An 18,633-nucleotide genomic window follows, 5' to 3' on the forward strand; every position below is an offset into this window, starting at 1 on the left:
AACTGTTAAACCCTATTTTTGTCAAAAAAATAATAAATTATGATCAATACTGAGACTTTACAAGATCTTAGGGAGCGCCTGGTTGCGTTAAGGAGGTATCTTTGACATTGATGCCAAGCTTATAGAAATTACCAATCAAGAAGAAAAAACATACGCCCCTGATTTTTGGGATGACGCGCAGCAGGCAGAAAAATTAATGCGAACTCTTAATGCAGAAAAGAAATGGGTTTCTGATTATGACAAAGGAGTTACATCTGTTGATGACCTTGAAGTTCTTTACGAGTTTTATAAAGAGGGAGATGCCGAGGAGTCCGAAATTTCTGAACGCTATGAAGCTACCAAATCTTTAATTGAAGGTTTAGAATTCAAAAACATGCTTAGTGATGAAGGAGACAGTATGAGTGCTGTACTTCAGATCACTGCAGGAGCTGGTGGTACAGAAAGTTGTGATTGGGCGAGTATGCTCATGAGAATGTACTTGATGTGGGCAGAAAAACAAGGGTATAAAGTAAAAGAGCTTAATTATCAAGATGGGGATGTTGCCGGAATAAAAACCGTAACTCTCGAAATTGAAGGAGAATATGCATTTGGATGGCTAAAAGGAGAAAATGGAGTACATCGCTTAGTACGTATCTCTCCTTTTGATAGTAACGCAAAAAGACATACTTCTTTTGCTTCTATCTACGTATACCCACTTGCTGACGATAGTATCGAAATAGATATCAACCCATCTGATTACGAAATTATCACATCAAGATCAAGTGGTGCTGGTGGGCAAAACGTGAATAAAGTAGAAACAAAAGTCCAGCTTACCCACTTCCCTACGGGAATACAAATATCTTGCTCTGATTCGAGATCCCAACACGACAATAGAGAAAAAGCATTACAAATGCTTAAATCTCAATTATTTGAATTAGAACTTAAAAAACAACAAGCACAACGTGATGAGATTGAAGCTTCTAAAATGAAAATAGAATGGGGGTCTCAAATTCGAAATTATGTTATGCACCCTTATAAATTGGTAAAAGATGTGCGTACCGCCGAAGAAACAGGTAATGTAGATGCAGTTATGGACGGAAACATAGATCAGTTCTTAAAAGCATATCTAATGATGATGGGGCAAAAAACAGAAGATGTTTAAGTCAAGTATCTCTGAGTAAGCTCACGAGGCATCCATCAGAAAACAGTTTTTACATTTCGAGGCAAGCCTCGTAGAATTAAACTCCACAATGTGGATTAAAATCAAAAAAAAAATGACTACGATATATCACAATCCCAGATGTAGCAAATCCAGACAATGTCTTGCAATTCTTGAAGAGCATAAAGAAGACCTTGAAATAGTTAAGTATTTGGACACACCTCTTACTAAAGAAAAATTATCTGAGATCATTGATCTATTACAAATAGAACCTATTACATTGGTTAGAAAAAATGAAGCCATATGGAAAGAAAACTATAAAGGTAAAGATCTATCTAATGAAGAAGTAATCACCGCTATGATAGAGAATCCTAAATTGATAGAGCGCCCCATTGTTATTAAGAATGGTAAAGCTATTATAGGAAGACCACCTGAAAAAGTAATTGATTTATTAAAGTAATAGATAATCATCATAAAAAAAGTAGCAGCTTAAGTAACCACACTTTTAAGCTGCTACGAATAATCAAAACTTAACTTATTAAGTTCAAACACAAACCCCTGTTTTAAACAGTATATCAATTACTTATTGATGAAAATTGAAACCAGGGTATCCCATTATAATCAAATCTGAATATATATCTTTAAAAACGTGTTTTTGTCTATTATAAACACTACCATTTATTTTAATTTGGTCAACCGATAATAAATCTGCCAATCCAAGTTTTAGTTCTTTTATTTTACTATTTAAAAAAGCCGAAAGAATTAAATATTGATCATTCCATGTTTGCCATGAAATTTTCGAATGTTTCTTTTGTTCTAAGATTTGATCATGAAGACTTTTTAAGCAAAGTATTTCAGCATAGCATTGATCTTCTAAAGCATCCAAAACGATACGGTTGTCGTTAGAAAGCACAAAAGAAATTTCATTAATTTTTTTCGTTTTAATTATATTTTTTGTTTGTTCTAATAAATTATTGTCAAATGATGTAGAATTACCTAACGAACTATAATAATAATTCTCTTGTTTAAATGTATTGTTAATAATAGGTTCTAGGTAATCTGTTGGACAAATAAAATATAAGATTTTCTTCATTTATTTTAGGCAGTAACTTCTTGTGCCTTAAAAGGAAATGAAGAATGATGCAAATCAATTTTTAATGCATCACCAGCTTTTCTATAACCAAAAGTATATTCTACCTTTACCTCAATACCATCTAAACCGGTGAAAAAATAATTCCCCATTGCAATTGCACGATTTTCTTCCAAAACAATCTCTGAGTTTTCGAATCTTACTTTAGTCCATGGTGCAATCGCAAAACCATGATCCTCATTACATTCTCTATGATCTCCTGCTATAAAATAGGATAATGCTTTTGCTTTGGTTGGTCTAAATTGCTCTATCTCGCATTTGGTTGGTTTAAACAACACCTTACCTGCTTCAAAAGCATACAACGTATCAAGAAATTCATTGGTAAAAACTTCACAGTTAGATCTATCTTCCTTCAAAGATCCTATCTTAACCACACCTTCGCCCCATTTATTTTGAGCTTCAATTACCTGTTCCTTTGTTACCATCTTAAATTAAGTTTTAATTGAGTTACTTATTTTTTGTGCTATATAAAAGCATATCTGTTAATGCAATACAGTTGCAAATATAATAAAATAATTCATTAATGCAACATAGTTGCAAAAAACTTTGATAGTTTACTATACCAACAAATATTTGTCATTTGATATTTAAATCCTGAAAATATATTTAACATCACTTTAAACCTTTTAGAAATAAGAGAGTCTTACTTTTGGACACTATATTTCTTTTCACATGAATAAAATAACACTACTATTATTCCTTTTTATTTTAAATACTACGTGGGCTCAAAATCAAGAATTCACCATTTCAGGAAAAATAGTCGATAACGAATCTCAGGAACCTTTAGAATATGCTACGATTAGCATTCTAAGTTCGAAAACAAGTAAAGTTGTAACAGGAGGCATTACCAATGAAAAAGGCGATTTTAAAATTACGCTTTCAAGAGGGGTTTATGATATTAGTTTTGAGTTTATTTCTTTTAAAACCAAAAAGCTAGTAAGACAAAAAATACTACAAAATAAATCTTTTGGAACCATCTATCTTCAAACAGATACAGAATCTCTGGAAGAAACCATTATCATAGCAGAAAAAACAACGGTCGATATCAAGCTCGATAAAAAGATTTATAATGTTGGTAAAGACCTTACCGTACGAGGAGGAACCGTAAGCGATGTACTAGATAATGTTCCTTCTGTCTCTGTAGATGTAGAAGGCAATGTTGCTTTACGAGGAAATGATAATGTTAGAATACTAATTAACGGAAAACCCTCTGGTTTAGTAGGAATAAGTAGCACAGATGCGTTACGACAGTTACCTGCAGAATCCATAGAGCGTGTAGAGGTCATCACCTCTCCTTCTGCAAGATATGATGCCGAAGGAACAGCTGGAATTTTAAATATCATTTTACGAAGAAGTAAATTACAAGGACTTAATGGTGCTATTACCCTCAATAGCGGCTATCCATATACTGCCGGTATCTCTGGTAATCTTAATTACAGGACAGGAGATTTTAATTTTTTTACTACCTCTGGTTACAATTATTCAGAAATACCTGGATATATCATTAATGAAACACAATATATTTTTAGTGGTTTGCCTAATACTTTTTTGCGAGAAGAAAGAAACTTTGACAGAATTCGAAAAGGTTACAACACTAACGTGGGGTTAGAATGGTATATCAATGAATCGTCATCTATCACTACTTCATTTTTATACAGATCAAGTGATAATAAAAGAAATACAACCAACCTAATATCAGAATACAGTAGTCTAGGGGGTACTTTATTGAGCGAAAATAAACGATTTGATCCCGAAATAGAAGATGATATTACCAAACAATATTCGCTTAATTATACCAAAAACTTTGAAAAAAGTGGACATAAACTTACTGTAGATTTTCAAAAAGAGAATAGTGAAGAAGAAGAAGACTCAAGAATCACACAGGAAAATATTAATACTATAGAACTCGTAAATACATTAGAAAGTCAGGATCGTATTTTGCTGCAAACAGATTATGTACTTCCATTAGGGAAAAACAGTCAATTCGAACTGGGATATCGTGGCAATTTTAACACCCTAAAAACAAACTATTTGGTACAATATGAAGAGGAACAAAATATAACCACAGATACAGATTTATCAAATAACCTTATTTACAAAGAACATATCAATGCTGTTTATACACAATTTGGAAGCAAATGTGGTAAATTTTCTTACTTACTAGGCCTACGTTTAGAAGAAACTCGCATTACTATTGATCAACAAACTAGTCTGGATTTTAGTAAAAAATCCTATATAAATGGTTTTCCGACTATCAATCTGGGATACGAATTTACAGAAAATCAAAGTATTCAATTAGGGTACAATAGAAGAATACGAAGACCGCGATCCAGATTTATAAACCCTTTTCCATCTAGATCAAGTCCAACAAACTTGTTTCAGGGAAACCCTGATTTAAATCCCAGTTATGCCAATGCATTGGATCTGGGGTATTTAAATAAAATGGGTAAGCTAACACTAAATACTTCTGTATTTTATACTCGATCTACACAAAATTTCACTTTTATTGCAGAAAACACTGGGATAACAACAACCATTGGTAGTGATGAAAATAATCCAGGTACCCAAGTATCTATTATAAAAAGAACTCCTATCAATCTAACAAGTTCTGATCGCTACGGATTTGAAACAACCGTTACTTATAACCCCAACAAGAAATGGAGAGTAAATGGAAACATCAACATTTTTCAGGAGAGTATCAAAGGAAACCATAATAACGAAGTTCTGGATGCTGATAACTTTAGTTGGTTTGCTCGTTTAAGTAATAAAATAACATTACCAAAAAAGATAGAATGGCAAACCAGTTTTTTTTACAGGGGGCCAAGTAAAAATGCTATAACAGAAAGAAATGGAATCGGTAGTATTAACCTGGCTTTTAGCAAAGAACTATTTAAAGAAAAAGCATCTTTGACATTTGCTGTTAATGACTTGCTAAACTCCAGAAAGCGAAAAATCACATCGTTCGATGATCGTTTTATCTCTGATGTAGAGTTTCAATGGAGAGAGCGTAGTTTTAACCTATCCTTTACATATCGATTTAATCAAAAAAAGAAAAGACGACGTTCTAATGGTAGGCAAAATGGCCAAGATGAAGAATTTGGTAGTTAAATTTCTATATCCCACCCCATTCTATATTAAAATGAAACACATCATTGAAACTGAAAGATTAATATTAAGAAACTTCTCATTGGATGATGCGCAAAACTTATATGATCTTAATCTGGACCCAGACGTTTTAAAGTACACAGGTGATAGAGCCTTTGACTCTGTGAATAGCGCTAGAACATTTTTGAAAAACTATGTTGATTATAAAGAAAATGGATATGGTCGATGGGCTGTTATCAAAAAAGATACTGATCGGTTTATAGGTTGGTGCGGACTTAAGTTTAATGAAGAAAATTTAATAGATGTTGGTTTTAGGATTTTTAGAAAAGAATGGAACAAAGGGTATGCAACTGAATCTGCAAAGGCTTCTATACAATATGGTTTTGAAACGTTACAGTTAAATGAAATCATAGCCCGGGTTTCTGCACAAAATAAGTCATCATTGCGTGTCATAGAAAAACTGAAAATGGTATTTTGGAAATACGATTATTGCAGTGGGATAGAAAATGCTATGTATTTTAGAATGAATAAAAATAATTACGATCCCCTAGTGTAATTCTGCACCATATGCAACTAATATTTTACATTTGATATATCAATCATATATCAAACATCAATACATGTCTTATAAACAAATACCCGATTATCCAGAAAATTTTTCATCAGGCAATATAGTCTCAAGATTTCTTGATGGCTTAGGAAACAGATATTACTGGGCAACAGAAGGTTTATCTGAAAAAGATTTACATTATAAACCTTCTAAAGAAGCTATGAGCGCCTATACCACTATCGAACATATGTATTGGCTCTCTATTCTAATTGTTAATTCTCCACAAGGTAAGACTTGTATCAGGCTTACCCAAAATGATTTGTCTCCTCTTACATTTAATGACTTAAGAGAAAAAACATTACAAAATATCAAAAAAGCAAGTGAACTTTGCTTAGGGAAAACAGAAAAGGAGATTGAAAAATTTAAAATTATTATCCAGAACACTAAAGAATCTGAGAAACGTGAGTTTCCGTTCTGGAACGCAATCAACGGCCCTATTGCAGACGCTATGTACCATACGGGTCAGATTGTTTCTTTTAGAAGAACTACAGAAAATCCTATTCACTCAAAATACAATGTGTTTTTAGGAAAAGTATTAGAATAATATTATGCTCAAAGACCTGTAAAATATAAAGTTTTACAGGTCTTTGAGTATATAATGTAGGTTTTATCTTAATAATTTTGTTACTCTACCAATCGTATTCCGTCTTTTTCAATAACAATCTTTCGCTCTTTATAAAGTGTACCTATGGCTTTTTTAAAGCTTTTTTTACTTAATTGAAAAGCTTCTTTAATATCCTCTGGATCAGATTTATCATTCAAATCCATAAAACCTCCATTTGCTTTTAGTTCTTCTAATATTTGCTGTGCATTGGGTTCTATACCTCTATACCCATGTCGTTGTAGTGTAAGATCAATTTTGCCATCTGGTCGAACTTTCTTTATATATCCTTTTAGCTCATCTCCTACAGTAATTTTTTGAAAAATCTCATCACTATATATCAATCCAAGATACTTTTGATTAACAATCATATTCCAACCCTGTGGTGATGGATGAGACGCAATCAAATCTACTTGATCATAAGAGGATAATAATACTAATGAATTATCTAAAAACGCGTTTGTTTTACTAGAAGCTACCAGTCTATCAGTTTTTTCATCTATATATACATAAACAAGATACCAACTCCCTACACGCATTTTTGAAGCCTGCTCTTTAAATGGTACAAAAAGGTTTTTTTCTAACCCCCAGTCCAAAAAAGCTCCAACATCAGAAACACTGGTGCATTTTAAATACCCAAAAGTGTTTACTGTAGCATAAGGCTCTAGGTTGGTTGCAACAATTCGTTCTTCGCTATCCAGGTATAAAAATACTTTTAGCTTATCACGAATATGAAAATGTTCTGGAACATACTTATTGGGTAATAAAACCTCGTTTCCGTCATCATCACAAAGGTAAACTCCCTGATCTCTTTCTCTTACTATTTCTAAAACGTTGTATTCCCCTAGTTTAAGCATTACTTGATTTTTTTTGCAAAGATAATTTTTTAAGACAATATAAAAGAAGCATACAAATCTTTATTCTATATAAATAAAATTTTAAATCTTTTAAATACTATTCTAAATCAAAAAACCATCCAAATTACTTTGGATGGTCCTTTAGGATTTAAGAGTTTTTATTTTTAAATAGGATTAATACTCTTTAAAACAGGTTCTCCCTTTAGTGGTTGATAAATAACCACAACCGACTCCCAAACAATAGGAATTGATGGGTTTTTAGGTTGAACATTGCACTTATATTTGTAATTAACTCCTGCAACAACCTGGTTAGCAACCTGAAAAGGAGTGTAAACAGCATTTCCGTGCACTCCATCAGGAAATACTTCATAAAAAATCTTTTTAGCTTCTGGAGTTAAAGGTCCATAAGCAGTATATCCTCCTACTGTTATTTTTTCTTGTGTAAGTGTATCAGACATTTTAATTATCTTTTATTGGTTAATATCCTTATTGTTTTTGGCCATAAGGCTTTGCCATTTTAAATAATCCTAGCGCTTTGTATTATTTAACCTTTTCCGAATTTATAAAATTACTTGTAAAAAAAATATTTCATCATATTTCACGAACCGACAATAACAAACTAAAAAACAATAAGTTAATATGAAACTCAACTTCCCATAAGATATAATAGCTAATTTCAGAAACTATACAAAACAAAAAAGGTGTACAAAATTGTACACCTTTTTGATACTATAAAAAAGTCTTATTAGTTATAAATTGCTTCTTTTCCAAAATGCTTTGTTAAAAGATAATATACAACTGCTCTATACTTATTTCTATTTGATTTTCCGTATTGATCGATTACAGAAGCAATCGCATCGTCTAGTTTTGGCCCATCAGAAAGACCTAATTTTTTAATCAAAAAGTTTTTCTTTACTGTGTCCAATTCACTTTGGTCACTACCAGATACAGTTGCAGCATCTGCATTATAAATTGAAGGTCCGCAACCGATAGTAACTTTTGTCAAAAGATCCATATCCGGTGACTGACCAATTTTATCTTTAATATCAGCAGCGTACTTAACTATTAATTCGTCTCTTTTACTCATAGGATGTTAATGTTTAGGTTTTTAGTTAATATTATTATAAATCAAATATAGATGAATCATAAATGAATAATTAATCTTAAAAGTATATTAAATTACATTTTTTAGTTAAAATGCTTAAAATAATCGATTAACGTACTATCATTTTCTTTTCTTGGTGTGAAAATTTCTAGTAACTGGGGTTTATTATCATTTTGACATATCCTTTTGACTCCTTCAGTTACTGCTTCCAAATCAGAAGCGGCACTGTAATCAAAACCAAACATTTCACATAAATGAATTGCGGTAAGATTGTGTGTTGTTTCAAAATATGTATTAAAGTTACTACTTTCTTCTTTACCAGGCAAGATTCTAAATATCCCTCCTCCTTCATTATTAATCAATATAACCTTAAAATTAGCGGGTATATAACTGTTCCACAAGGCATTACTATCATAAAAAAAACTTAGATCACCAGTCAACAAAATTGTAGGTACTTTAGAGATTAAAGCAGCTCCTATAGCAGTAGATGTACTTCCGTCAATACCGCTGGTACCTCGATTACAAAACACTTTGAATGTAGGGTTAAGGCTAAACAATTGTGCATATCGTACTGTAGAACTATTACTAAGCTGAAGCATTTTGTGATCAGGAAGCTCCTTAAAAATTGCTTCGTAAGCTTTGAGATCTGTAAAATCTATTTGTTCTAAATATCTTTTATGTTTTTCTCTTCTAGCGTCTCTAACCGAAATCCAATAGGGTTTATAATTACTATTGACTCCATCAATTTTTGGAGCAAACCTACTAAAGAAAGTATTGGGTAATAATTTAATATGCTCTGTAAGACAGAAATACGTATCTAAAGCCTTTTTAGAATCAATATGCCAGTGAGATTTGGGTTGATATTGTCTCAAAAACGCTTTTATTCGCTTAGAAACTACCATTCCTCCTATGGTTAGTAATATATCGGGACGTAAAACTTCGAATTCTTTATCATCTAACGTAGATATTAATTGGTCTATACAATTTATATGTGATTGGTGATGTAAATTTGAAGTCGTTTCTGTAAGTACCAAAACAGAAGGGTCATTAGCAAAATGTGTTATCCATTTTTGATCGATAGTATCTGGCGAATTAACCCCTATAAGAATCATTTTTCGTTTCGCATGATTCCATTTATGAATCATCTCAGTTTCTAACTCTTCAGAGAATTGATAATACGGTTTTTCTAACGGAATATTTATGGGAGCAACGGTAGGGGCTTCTATTTTATCATATAACGGTTCATAAAAAGGAACATTAATATGAACAGGCCCCATTTGCTCTATTGCCCTATTAAGTGCAATATTTATTTCTCGCTCATTATGTTTTTGTGCTTCGTGTTGTTTCTGAAGGACTTTATGATCACTTATTTCTGATTGTGGTACAATTTCAGAATATAAATTTGCAGAATATAAAATATGATTCCTAAATACATTTTTTTGGCGAATCGTTTGCCCATCGCCAATATCAATTCTTTCGATAGGTCGGTCTGCACTCAATACAACCAAAGGTATATCACTATAAAATGCTTCTGAAATTGCTGGATAATAGTTTAACAATGCACTCCCCGAGGTACATACCAGAGCAACAGGTTGTTGGATTTGTTGGGCAATTCCCAACGCAAAAAACCCAGCACATCGCTCATCAACAATACTATAACAATGCATATCTGGGTACTCTGTAAAACCAATTATTAAAGGAGCATTACGAGATCCCGGAGAAATAACAACATGATTAATTCCTTTTGCTTCGCACAACGTTACAATCGATTGTGCTACCGGAATTTTAGAATATAAACGTTTCTTCATTAGGGGTGCTAAAATATAATATCTTGCTTACTTACCATAAGTTTTTGGTTTTATTGTTTTCCTATTAGAGTAGCACTTTTTTCATTGTCTCTGTTTTCTTTACCGTTTCTTCCCATTCTTTTTCTGGGTCAGAATCTTTGGTTATTCCTCCTCCAACATAAAGCTTTACCCTATCCTGAGCAAGCTCCATACAACGAAGATTGACAAAAATATTAGTTTCCTTCTTATCATCTCTAATAATATTGAGCTCACCCAAAAATCCTGTATAGTACTTACGGGCATATCCTTCGTTTGCTAAAATAAAAGATTTAGCTTCACTTTTAGGAAGTCCACAAACAGCAGGTGTAGGGTGCAATACCTCAATAATATCTTTTATGCTAGAATTTTTAATTTTTAAGGCTCCTTTTATATCTGTGCGAAGATGTAACAATGTCCCAGCTTTATGAGTATAAGTATCAGAACATTGTACTTCTTGAACAATAGAAGACAATTGACTTACTACAAAAGAAGTGACCATTTTCTGTTCTTCTAATTCCTTTTTACCCCAATCTACATTCAATGTATCTACATAAGCTTGTGTCCCAGCCAGGGCCATCGTAAAAAAGTTATTATCCTCTATCTTAATTAAAGTTTCTGGTGTTGCTCCCAACCAAGTACCTACTTTTGGATGGTACCATACGTATACAAATGCATTATTATAATTGTGCAACAAACGTTTAAATAACTCTATAGGATCTACAACAGGCCTTTTAATCGCTTCGCAACGAGACAATACCACTTTCTTAAAATGATTTGCAGAAATAGCTTCAATTCCTTTGGTTACCAAATTATGATGAATAGATTGAACTGTATCGCTTTTATAATTCGAATTTGAGAAATGCTCAAAAACTTTTCGATCTTTTATCGTTTGGGTCGTATTGTTTAGTTCAACAATAGCTGTAGCATACGTGCTATGCTCTGAAGGAATTATAATTGCCTTATCCTGGCTATCAAACGGAGCAAATACAAATCCAGTATCAGCATAATCCTGGGTTTTAAATAAAGTATCATTTTTCTGAAGAAAAGTTTGAATACTATTTTCTCCAGCTTTTCTATACGCAACAAAAGGTAATTGTTTTTCTAACTGCTTTTGGATACTAGCATAAAAATGTGTTATGCTCATGCTATTTTGTTTTTGGAAGCGCTATGGTAGTTAATTTAACTACCGAAATTAAATTATCTTCCTCATCTCTTATTTTTATATCCCATAATTGTGTTGTTCTACCTTTGTGAACAATCTCTGCTCTTGCAAAAACATACCCTTCTCTTACACTCTTAACATGATTTGCAGCAATCTCTATACCTCTTATATAAAAATCTTTGGCATCCAGAAATATAAAAGATGCCGCACTTCCTACACTCTCTGCAAGTGCAACCATTGCCCCTCCATGCAAAACACCATCTGGTTGGTATACTTTTGATGTAACCGGCATTTTTGCCGTTAAAAAATCTTTGCCAACATCACAAAATGTGATATCCAGTGTTTCCATTAATGTGTTTTTGCATATTTTGGCACACCCCTCTAATATTTCATCTTTGGTCAGATTCATTTGCAGAAAATTTAAAACAAAAATATACAATGCAAACTAATAATTCTAGTACCATTGATTTGTTATTATCTAAAGTTTGAAAAAATAAGCTTTCTTGATCAATAAAACCTGTGCTTTCTATTTCTTAAAAAAGAAAAACAGGATATCTTGCACCCAATTAATAATGAACTTTTAATACCAATTCTATGTAGAATTGGTATTAGAAGTTCCTGTAAATTTGTAGAACACTTAAGTAATCAAGTGTTTTATATCGATATAATATGAGTACGACAGAAAAGGAAATATCTTATAGCACAACAAATACATACACGACACTTAATAATCTTACTTCTCGTACTAAGAATGTTTGGTTGGTTTTTCATGGAATCGGATATCTAAGTCGTTATTTTATAAGGTCTTTCGAAAATTTAGATAAAACAGAAAATTATATTATTGCTCCTCAGGCACCGTCTAAATATTATAAAGGAGAAGATTATCGTAGAGTTGGGTCTAGTTGGTTAACCCGAGAAAATACATCTATAGAAACCGATAATGTTTTGCGATACATCGATTCGATTGTAGCCTCAGAAAATATTTCAGAGGATACACATTTAGTGGTTCTAGGATACTCTCAAGGAGTTAGTATAGCCGCCAGATGGATTGCTACCCGTAAAGTACAATGCAAAGCGTTGGTTATGATTTCTGGTGGGTTTCCAAAAGAATTGACCAAAGAAAACCTTTCATTTTTGACCGAAACAACAAAAATCACACACATTTTGGGCGAAAAAGATCCTTATTTTAAAATTGAGGAAATCATAGAAGAAAAAAAACGTCTTCAAGAACTACTTCCCAGAATAGATTTTAGAACGCATTCTGGAGGTCACGAGTTAGACTCAAAAACCCTTATTAACTTATATTGAAGGTAATAGTAAATTTCCCCATTATTTTATTTAATATTGGCAAATTAGCTAGATTCAAGCACATTTATTGTTAACCTCAAACCAAAAAATAAACTATTAAAAAGTAAACATAGTATCATAACACACTGGTTTTTATAAAAATAACTTGCATATGTTACGGTTTTTCCGTATTTTTACATTGCCCTTAATTAAAATGATAACTTATGCAAAAAATTACTCTTGAGAAAGAATTCAATTCTCGTCACCTAGACCTAAAATACAAAGACATTTGGAACCGTGGAATGCACTTATTTTCCATAAATGATAGAAACCGTGATTTTTATTATAGTATCTTTTATGTAGACTTATTATTTGTCGAAGTAATCTATGATAAAATTAGCGGAGAAATCCTTACCATTAAAAGTTTTACCGACAAAGGCAAACTTATGTATTATCTTACCGAAGATTTTTCATAATAAACTATACAAAATAAAACTTTTATTGCACATCGCTTGTGTAATATAGTTGCTATGGTAAATGCAATAATTTTTCTTTTCCCCAATATAAATTATTGCATTTCAATTATTTAACTATTCATTTTCCATAAGTAAATTCTATTTTTTTTATTGGTCTTTGGCATGATAATCGTACTATAATTAATATATTTTGTTATTTTAGTCCTAAAATCCCCATTGACCCCATGAAAAAGCTGTTCCCCTTATTACTGCTTTTTTTAGCACAACTTACCTATTCTCAGACCTATTCTATTATTGATTCGGTGCAAAACACCTCTATTTCATATGCAACGATTTCGTTTGGTAATGGAAATGGTACATTTGCAGATGCAGATGGTATGTTTAGATTCTCCAAAAAGTGGTATCCAGATATAGATTCCCTTTACATTTCTTCTGTAGGGTACAAAGAACGAAAATTAGCAACCAATTCATTACCATCAAAAATATTCTTAGAACAGGAGGTCGATGAATTAAAAGAGGTACTGGTTACTGCAGAGAAAAAAAGGAAATTCAAAACAAAAAAAATAAATTCAGAAGTACATAATGATTATTTTAGTTGTTGGTTACCTACTGTAGAATCTGAGATTGCTGTTTTTTTTCCAAAAAACTCTGCAAAACCTACCAAGATTGCTTCTATCTACCTGCCTATTAAAACAGAATCTTCTAATAAGAATACAACGAGGCCCCAGTATTTCTCTACCTTATTTAAAATTCAATTTTATAGTAATAATAATGGATCTCCGGGCAAAAGGTTAGCATATGATGATATTATCTTTAGGATTACCAATGAAGATAAAACTAATTTTGAATTAGATATTCTGAAGGATAAAATTTATATCCCTAAAGAAGGATTTTTTATTTCTATGCAAGTGCTAGGATATGCTGATAAAGAAGGGGTTTTGCAACAAACTAAAAAATATAGTGAAATAGAAACCCGTAGAGGAGTTGTCAAAGTTTCTACTACCTTTAGGCCACTATTACCGTTTACCAATAAAATAAATAACTATAGAACATTTACTAGAAGAGTATTTTTTAAAAACAAGGCTTGGCAACGCTTTGATCATAACTATAGTAAAACCAATAATTTGATACAAAAAAACTTTACTAATTACGGAATGGGATTAAAATTACGTCTATACGAAGAAGACTAATAACCACTTTTTTATTCTATAACAATATATTCTCTTAGTAAAAGCTCAGCTTAGTCCAAAAATGATCTGCGTTTTTGGTTAAATTGTATAGCCGCTTCATGTATGTCTGTGTGTGCCTTTCTATTTTCTGCATAATCTACGGCATCTGTAATTGTCAAATAATGATGAGATATACCTAATGTATCTGTAAAACCTGATCTTTTCAAAAAGTCTCTAACTGGCCCAATAGTTCCAACCATCAACAATCCAATATTTAGAGTATCAAGATATTGTTTAATATCTTCTAAAACGTGCAAACCTGTACTATCGATATCATGCATATTTGTGTTATCAAGAATCAGAAATTTAGGTAGTGGCTTTCTTTTTGAAATATAACCCAAAATAGTATCCTTAAAATAACTTGAATTACCAAAATACAATTGATTATCGAACCTTATTATCAAATACTCTGTAGACTGAATTGCATCGGGAAACCTATTAATATTTCGATAATATTCTGTACCAGGTATATTTACCAATTCTGCAATATGAGGCCTGGCGCTATAATATTGTAAGAAAACAAAGGATAAAATTACTCCTATAAAAATACCATTTTCTACACCAAAAATCAGGGTGCCAAAAAAGGTAATAATCATCACAACAAAATCCCTTCTTCTAAGTTTGAACAAATATTTAGCTTCCTCATAATTAATCAACCCCAATACAGAAACCAAAATAATCGCTGCCAACACTGCTTTTGGAATATAATAGAAAAAAGAAGTCAAAAAAAGTAAGGAACAAATAACCATGACCACCGCCATAATAGAAGAAACAACAGTCTTTGCCCCAGCCTCATCATTAATAGCAGTTCTACTATAACTACCAGAAGAAGGCACTGCTAGAAAAAACGCCCCAATAATTTTGGAAATACCCAACGCAAATAACTCTTGATTAGGCCTAACAATATGATCTCGGTTTTTCATTTCCATAGACTTAGCAATACCAATACTGCCAACATACCCTATAAAAGTAACAGTTAATACCGTTGGGATAAGTGTCATTATCGTTTCATAATTCATTGTCGGAATATCAAAAGAAGGTAAACCACTTGGTACGTCTTCTATAATAGCTACTCCTTTAGATTTTAAATTAAAAAAATAGGTCAACAATGTAGTAAGTGCCAACATCATTAATGCTCCAGGAAAAGAACGCTTCCACTTTTTTAATAGACTAATAATCAATATAGAAGATATACAAATACCTAATGTTAACCAATTTACTTCTGTAATATGGGTAATGGCATACCATATTGTTTGATGTGTATGTTTAAAATCTGGAATTATAATCCCCAAACCTCCCTTCAATTGCGAAGCTATAATTATAATTGCAGCAGCAGAAATGAAACCAGAAATAACTGGTTGAGAAATCAGATTTACCAAAAATCCCATTTGTAATAAACCCATTAAGATTTGTACGACTCCAATTAATAACCCTGCTAAAATTGCAAGTTCTACAAATTCTTCTGTAAATGGTGTTGCAAGTTCACTCACACCACTCATAACAAGTATAGCGGTGACCGCTACAGGTCCAATGCTTAATTGTCGAGAGGTGCCAAAAAATGAATATACCAACAAAGGAACTAAACATGCATACAACCCATAAATTGGAGGTACCCCCATAAGCAGTGCATAGGCAATTGCTTGCGGAATTAAAACGACTCCAACCGTTATACCGGCTATACTATCGGCTTTAAAAGATGAAGTATGATATTCTTTATCTCTAAATATCTGAAGAAACGGAATTATTTTATATAATGCTTTAACGACGTACTTATTTTAGTTAGTTAGGTAAATCTACAATAGTTTAACAAGTTATACCAAAAGAATTGATCATTTTAATGTTTTGTTTATTTTTGATATCCAAAATGGAAATTAACGAAACTATTCTATTACCAAGTTTAGCAATTATCGGGTTTATTGCCGGAGTGATAAACACACTAGCTGGCGGTGGGTCATTGCTTACTTTACCCATGTTAATTTTTATGGGGTTACCTCCTGTTATTGCCAATGGCACCAATCGTATTGGTATACTAATACAGTGTTTTACTTCTATTGCCGGTTTTAAAAGCAAAGGCATTAAACCAAATAAATTTGGTGCTTACTTAGGCATATCTGCTCTTATTGGTTCTCTTATAGGGGCACAAATTGCCATAGAGATAAAAGGAGATCTTTTTAATAAAATTTTAGCAATTGTCATGCTTGTTGTGGTCATTTTTATGGTGTTAAGACCAAAAACTACGATCTCAAATTTGATAGAAAGAACCAAAGGAAAACATTTCTGGTTAGCTATGATTGCATTTTTTTTTATCGGAATTTATGGTGGTTTTATACAAGCAGGAGTTGGTATATTTATTTTATTAGCATTAACAGCTATAAATAAATTAAATCTTGTTACATCTAATGCCGTTAAGGTATTTGTCGTTTTTATCTATACCATCGGAGCCATTACAATATTTGCATACAATAACCAAATAGATTATCTATATGGTATTATCCTTGCTATTGGCAATGCTACAGGAGGATGGATTGCCAGCAGATGGTCTGTAAAAAAAGGAGATGGTTTAGTAAAATTGTTTTTAATTGTTATGGTCATCGCTATGGCTATTAAGCTTTGGCTAGACAATTGATTGCAATTGCCAAATTATTTGCAGGAATATCCTTATCTTTTATCATTCTAAAAAACACCCTCCTTGCCATGAAAGCTCTTTTATATATCGTTTTAATTGGTTTCTTGTTGACAGGTTGTAAATCACAACAAAAAGAAGAAGAAACTACCAATAGCAATAAAAACACTGCCGAATTGGCAAAAGTCGCTCCCACAAAAATACAAGTTGATAATATCCTTATTGATGCTATAGGACATGCTTCGAGTATTATAGAATACGATCAAAAAGTCATCTACATTGATCCATCCGGAGGAGCCAATTTATATACCGATAAGAAACCTGCAGATATTGTATTGATTACGGATATTCATGGGGATCACATGAATATTGAAACATTAAACAATCTGGATATTGCAAAAGCAAAAATTGTGGTTCCCCAAGCGGTAGCAGAAAAGCTACCTGCTTATTATACCGAACAATTAATTATTATAAATAACGGTGAAACAAAAGAAATACAAGGTGTCCCTATTGAAGCTATCCCTATGTATAATCTACGAGAAGAAGCTTTAAAGTTTCACCCTAAAGGAAGAGGAAATGGATATGTTGTAACATTAGGAAGCAAACGACTATATTTTTCTGGAGATACAGAAGATATCTCAGAAATGAGAGCACTTAAAGCCATAGATATTGCCTTTGTAACCATGAACTTACCTTATACAATGACTGTAGAAAATGCTGCCGATGCAGTATTAGCATTTAAACCCAAACAAGTATATCCTTATCATTATCGTAGCACAAAAGGGTTAAGTGATGTAGTAAAATTTAAAGAATTAGTAGCAAAAGACCCTACCATAGAAGTAGTTCTACTGGATTGGTATCCTACTATTGATTAGTACTAAAAGCTGTATATGGCTACTTTTTTAAAAACTCAATACCATATTTACCTGCAATAGAATCTATAACAGGTTTTGATAACGTTCCTGCTTCCGAATATTTAGATATTTCTATAAAAAAGTTCTCAAAACCTCCTGGCGTAATAGTGTTCATAGTAACACCAGTAATCGTATCTTTATTAATAAATCGATGAGGCACCCCTTTTGGCAATCGAATAAAGTCCCCTTGTTTGGCATATATCACCTCATTCCCATAAAGAAAAGTGTAGTTTCCTTTTAAAACATAAAACAGCTCATCTTCATGTGTATGTACATGCATTGGTGGTCCTCCGTTAGGAGGTGTTTCTGTAACAATAACCGAATATTCACCATCGGTTTGATCACTCATAATTTTACCAATAATCTTAGCTCCAAAAATGTTCCATTCTTTTCCTTTTTCTGATGAAACATGTACATAACTCGGTACAGCTCAGGGCAATTTCATTTAAAACCCTAAGATTTTTTCTCTGTATTTAGTATTCAACAATGCTTTGAGTCGTTTTTTGTTTTTACTTTTCTTGAAGGTTTGTTCTTGATTTAGAAGAGTTAA

Annotated in this window: 20 protein-coding genes; 10 read left to right on the forward strand and 10 right to left on the reverse strand. The window is 32.3% G+C overall.

Annotated elements, in window-relative coordinates:
* Positions 1-39: 39 nt before the first annotated feature.
* Both prfB and arsC read left to right on the forward strand, forming a co-directional pair.
* Positions 40-1,141 (forward strand): peptide chain release factor 2 gene (gene prfB / locus ABW636_RS08295; protein ID WP_367589500.1). Its coding sequence is split into 2 segments (ribosomal slippage): positions 40-102 and positions 104-1,141, totalling 1,101 coding nucleotides; the frame shifts between segments, so codons are not numbered across the junction.
* Between the two features lie 112 nt (positions 1,142-1,253).
* Positions 1,254-1,598 carry an arsenate reductase (glutaredoxin) gene (arsC, locus tag ABW636_RS08300; protein WP_367589501.1) on the forward strand — a complete coding sequence of 115 codons (345 nt, stop codon included), beginning with the start codon at positions 1,254-1,256 and terminating at the stop codon, positions 1,596-1,598.
* A gap of 123 nt (positions 1,599-1,721) precedes the next feature.
* Here arsC and ABW636_RS08305 read toward each other — a convergent pair whose 3' ends face one another.
* On the reverse strand, positions 1,722-2,231 hold the full coding sequence (locus ABW636_RS08305) for a hypothetical protein (protein WP_367589502.1): 510 nt from the start codon (positions 2,229-2,231) through the stop codon (positions 1,722-1,724).
* A 5-nt stretch (positions 2,232-2,236) separates the two neighbouring features.
* Complete coding sequence (locus ABW636_RS08310; protein WP_367589503.1) at positions 2,237-2,713, reverse strand: metal-independent carbonic anhydrase family protein; 477 nt, start codon at positions 2,711-2,713, stop codon at positions 2,237-2,239.
* A gap of 247 nt (positions 2,714-2,960) precedes the next feature.
* On the opposite strand from ABW636_RS08310, the gene ABW636_RS08315 reads away from it, so the two are divergent.
* The 3 genes from ABW636_RS08315 (at position 2,961) to ABW636_RS08325 (ending at position 6,547) form a co-directional block, all read left to right on the forward strand.
* Entirely contained in the window at positions 2,961-5,396 is a 2,436-nt protein-coding gene (locus ABW636_RS08315) for a TonB-dependent receptor (RefSeq protein WP_367589504.1), read from the forward strand.
* 31 nt (positions 5,397-5,427) lie between these two features.
* Positions 5,428-5,949 (forward strand): GNAT family N-acetyltransferase, encoded by a 522-nt coding sequence (locus ABW636_RS08320; protein WP_367589505.1) that lies wholly within the window; start codon positions 5,428-5,430, stop codon positions 5,947-5,949.
* Positions 5,950-6,013: 64 nt separating this feature from the next.
* A complete protein-coding gene (locus ABW636_RS08325) occupies positions 6,014-6,547 on the forward strand; it encodes a DinB family protein (RefSeq protein WP_367589506.1) in 534 nt (177 codons plus the stop codon).
* An 80-nt stretch (positions 6,548-6,627) separates the two neighbouring features.
* Here the strand turns inward: ABW636_RS08325 and ABW636_RS08330 are convergent, their stop codons facing one another.
* The 6 genes from ABW636_RS08330 to ABW636_RS08355 all read right to left on the reverse strand — a co-directional run bounded on the left by ABW636_RS08330 (position 6,628) and on the right by ABW636_RS08355 (position 11,963).
* A complete protein-coding gene (locus ABW636_RS08330; protein ID WP_367589507.1) occupies positions 6,628-7,461 on the reverse strand; it encodes a CvfB family protein in 834 nt (277 codons plus the stop codon).
* A 164-nt stretch (positions 7,462-7,625) separates the two neighbouring features.
* Positions 7,626-7,919 (reverse strand): hypothetical protein, encoded by a 294-nt coding sequence (locus tag ABW636_RS08335; protein ID WP_367589508.1) that lies wholly within the window; start codon positions 7,917-7,919, stop codon positions 7,626-7,628.
* Between the two features lie 287 nt (positions 7,920-8,206).
* Positions 8,207-8,548, reverse strand: coding sequence for a DUF2853 family protein (locus ABW636_RS08340; protein ID WP_367589509.1), 342 nt, complete (start codon positions 8,546-8,548; stop codon positions 8,207-8,209).
* A gap of 101 nt (positions 8,549-8,649) precedes the next feature.
* On the reverse strand, positions 8,650-10,374 hold the full coding sequence (gene menD, locus ABW636_RS08345) for a 2-succinyl-5-enolpyruvyl-6-hydroxy-3-cyclohexene-1-carboxylic-acid synthase (protein ID WP_367589510.1): 1,725 nt from the start codon (positions 10,372-10,374) through the stop codon (positions 8,650-8,652).
* Between the two features lie 64 nt (positions 10,375-10,438).
* Entirely contained in the window at positions 10,439-11,536 is a 1,098-nt protein-coding gene (locus ABW636_RS08350) for a chorismate-binding protein (protein WP_367589511.1), read from the reverse strand.
* A gap of 1 nt (position 11,537) precedes the next feature.
* Complete coding sequence (locus tag ABW636_RS08355) at positions 11,538-11,963, reverse strand: PaaI family thioesterase (protein WP_367589512.1); 426 nt, start codon at positions 11,961-11,963, stop codon at positions 11,538-11,540.
* 260 nt (positions 11,964-12,223) lie between these two features.
* Between ABW636_RS08355 and ABW636_RS08360 the strand changes: the two genes are divergently transcribed.
* The 3 genes from ABW636_RS08360 (at position 12,224) to ABW636_RS08370 (ending at position 14,507) form a co-directional block, all read left to right on the forward strand.
* Positions 12,224-12,862 (forward strand): alpha/beta hydrolase, encoded by a 639-nt coding sequence (locus ABW636_RS08360; protein ID WP_367589513.1) that lies wholly within the window; start codon positions 12,224-12,226, stop codon positions 12,860-12,862.
* A gap of 203 nt (positions 12,863-13,065) precedes the next feature.
* Positions 13,066-13,317 carry a hypothetical protein gene (locus tag ABW636_RS08365; protein ID WP_367589514.1) on the forward strand — a complete coding sequence of 84 codons (252 nt, stop codon included), beginning with the start codon at positions 13,066-13,068 and terminating at the stop codon, positions 13,315-13,317.
* A 224-nt stretch (positions 13,318-13,541) separates the two neighbouring features.
* Entirely contained in the window at positions 13,542-14,507 is a 966-nt protein-coding gene (locus tag ABW636_RS08370) for a peptidase associated/transthyretin-like domain-containing protein (protein ID WP_367589515.1), read from the forward strand.
* Between the two features lie 50 nt (positions 14,508-14,557).
* Here the strand turns inward: ABW636_RS08370 and ABW636_RS08375 are convergent, their stop codons facing one another.
* Positions 14,558-16,291: a SulP family inorganic anion transporter gene (locus ABW636_RS08375; RefSeq protein WP_367589522.1), complete on the reverse strand. Its 1,734-nt coding sequence runs from the start codon at positions 16,289-16,291 to the stop codon at positions 14,558-14,560.
* A 119-nt stretch (positions 16,292-16,410) separates the two neighbouring features.
* Between ABW636_RS08375 and ABW636_RS08380 the strand changes: the two genes are divergently transcribed.
* Positions 16,411-17,172 carry a sulfite exporter TauE/SafE family protein gene (locus ABW636_RS08380; RefSeq protein WP_367589516.1) on the forward strand — a complete coding sequence of 254 codons (762 nt, stop codon included), beginning with the start codon at positions 16,411-16,413 and terminating at the stop codon, positions 17,170-17,172.
* A complete protein-coding gene (locus ABW636_RS08385; protein WP_367589517.1) occupies positions 17,157-18,044 on the forward strand; it encodes an MBL fold metallo-hydrolase in 888 nt (295 codons plus the stop codon). Before ABW636_RS08380 ends, ABW636_RS08385 begins: the two co-directional genes overlap by 16 nt.
* Before the next feature lie 19 nt (positions 18,045-18,063).
* On the opposite strand, the gene ABW636_RS08390 is transcribed toward ABW636_RS08385, so the two are convergent.
* On the reverse strand, positions 18,064-18,432 hold the full coding sequence (locus tag ABW636_RS08390) for a cupin domain-containing protein (protein WP_367589518.1): 369 nt from the start codon (positions 18,430-18,432) through the stop codon (positions 18,064-18,066).
* Between the last annotated feature and the right edge of the window lie 201 nt (positions 18,433-18,633).

Source organism: Aquimarina discodermiae (assembly GCF_040786235.1).
Classification (GTDB): Bacteria; Bacteroidota; Bacteroidia; order Flavobacteriales; family Flavobacteriaceae; genus Aquimarina.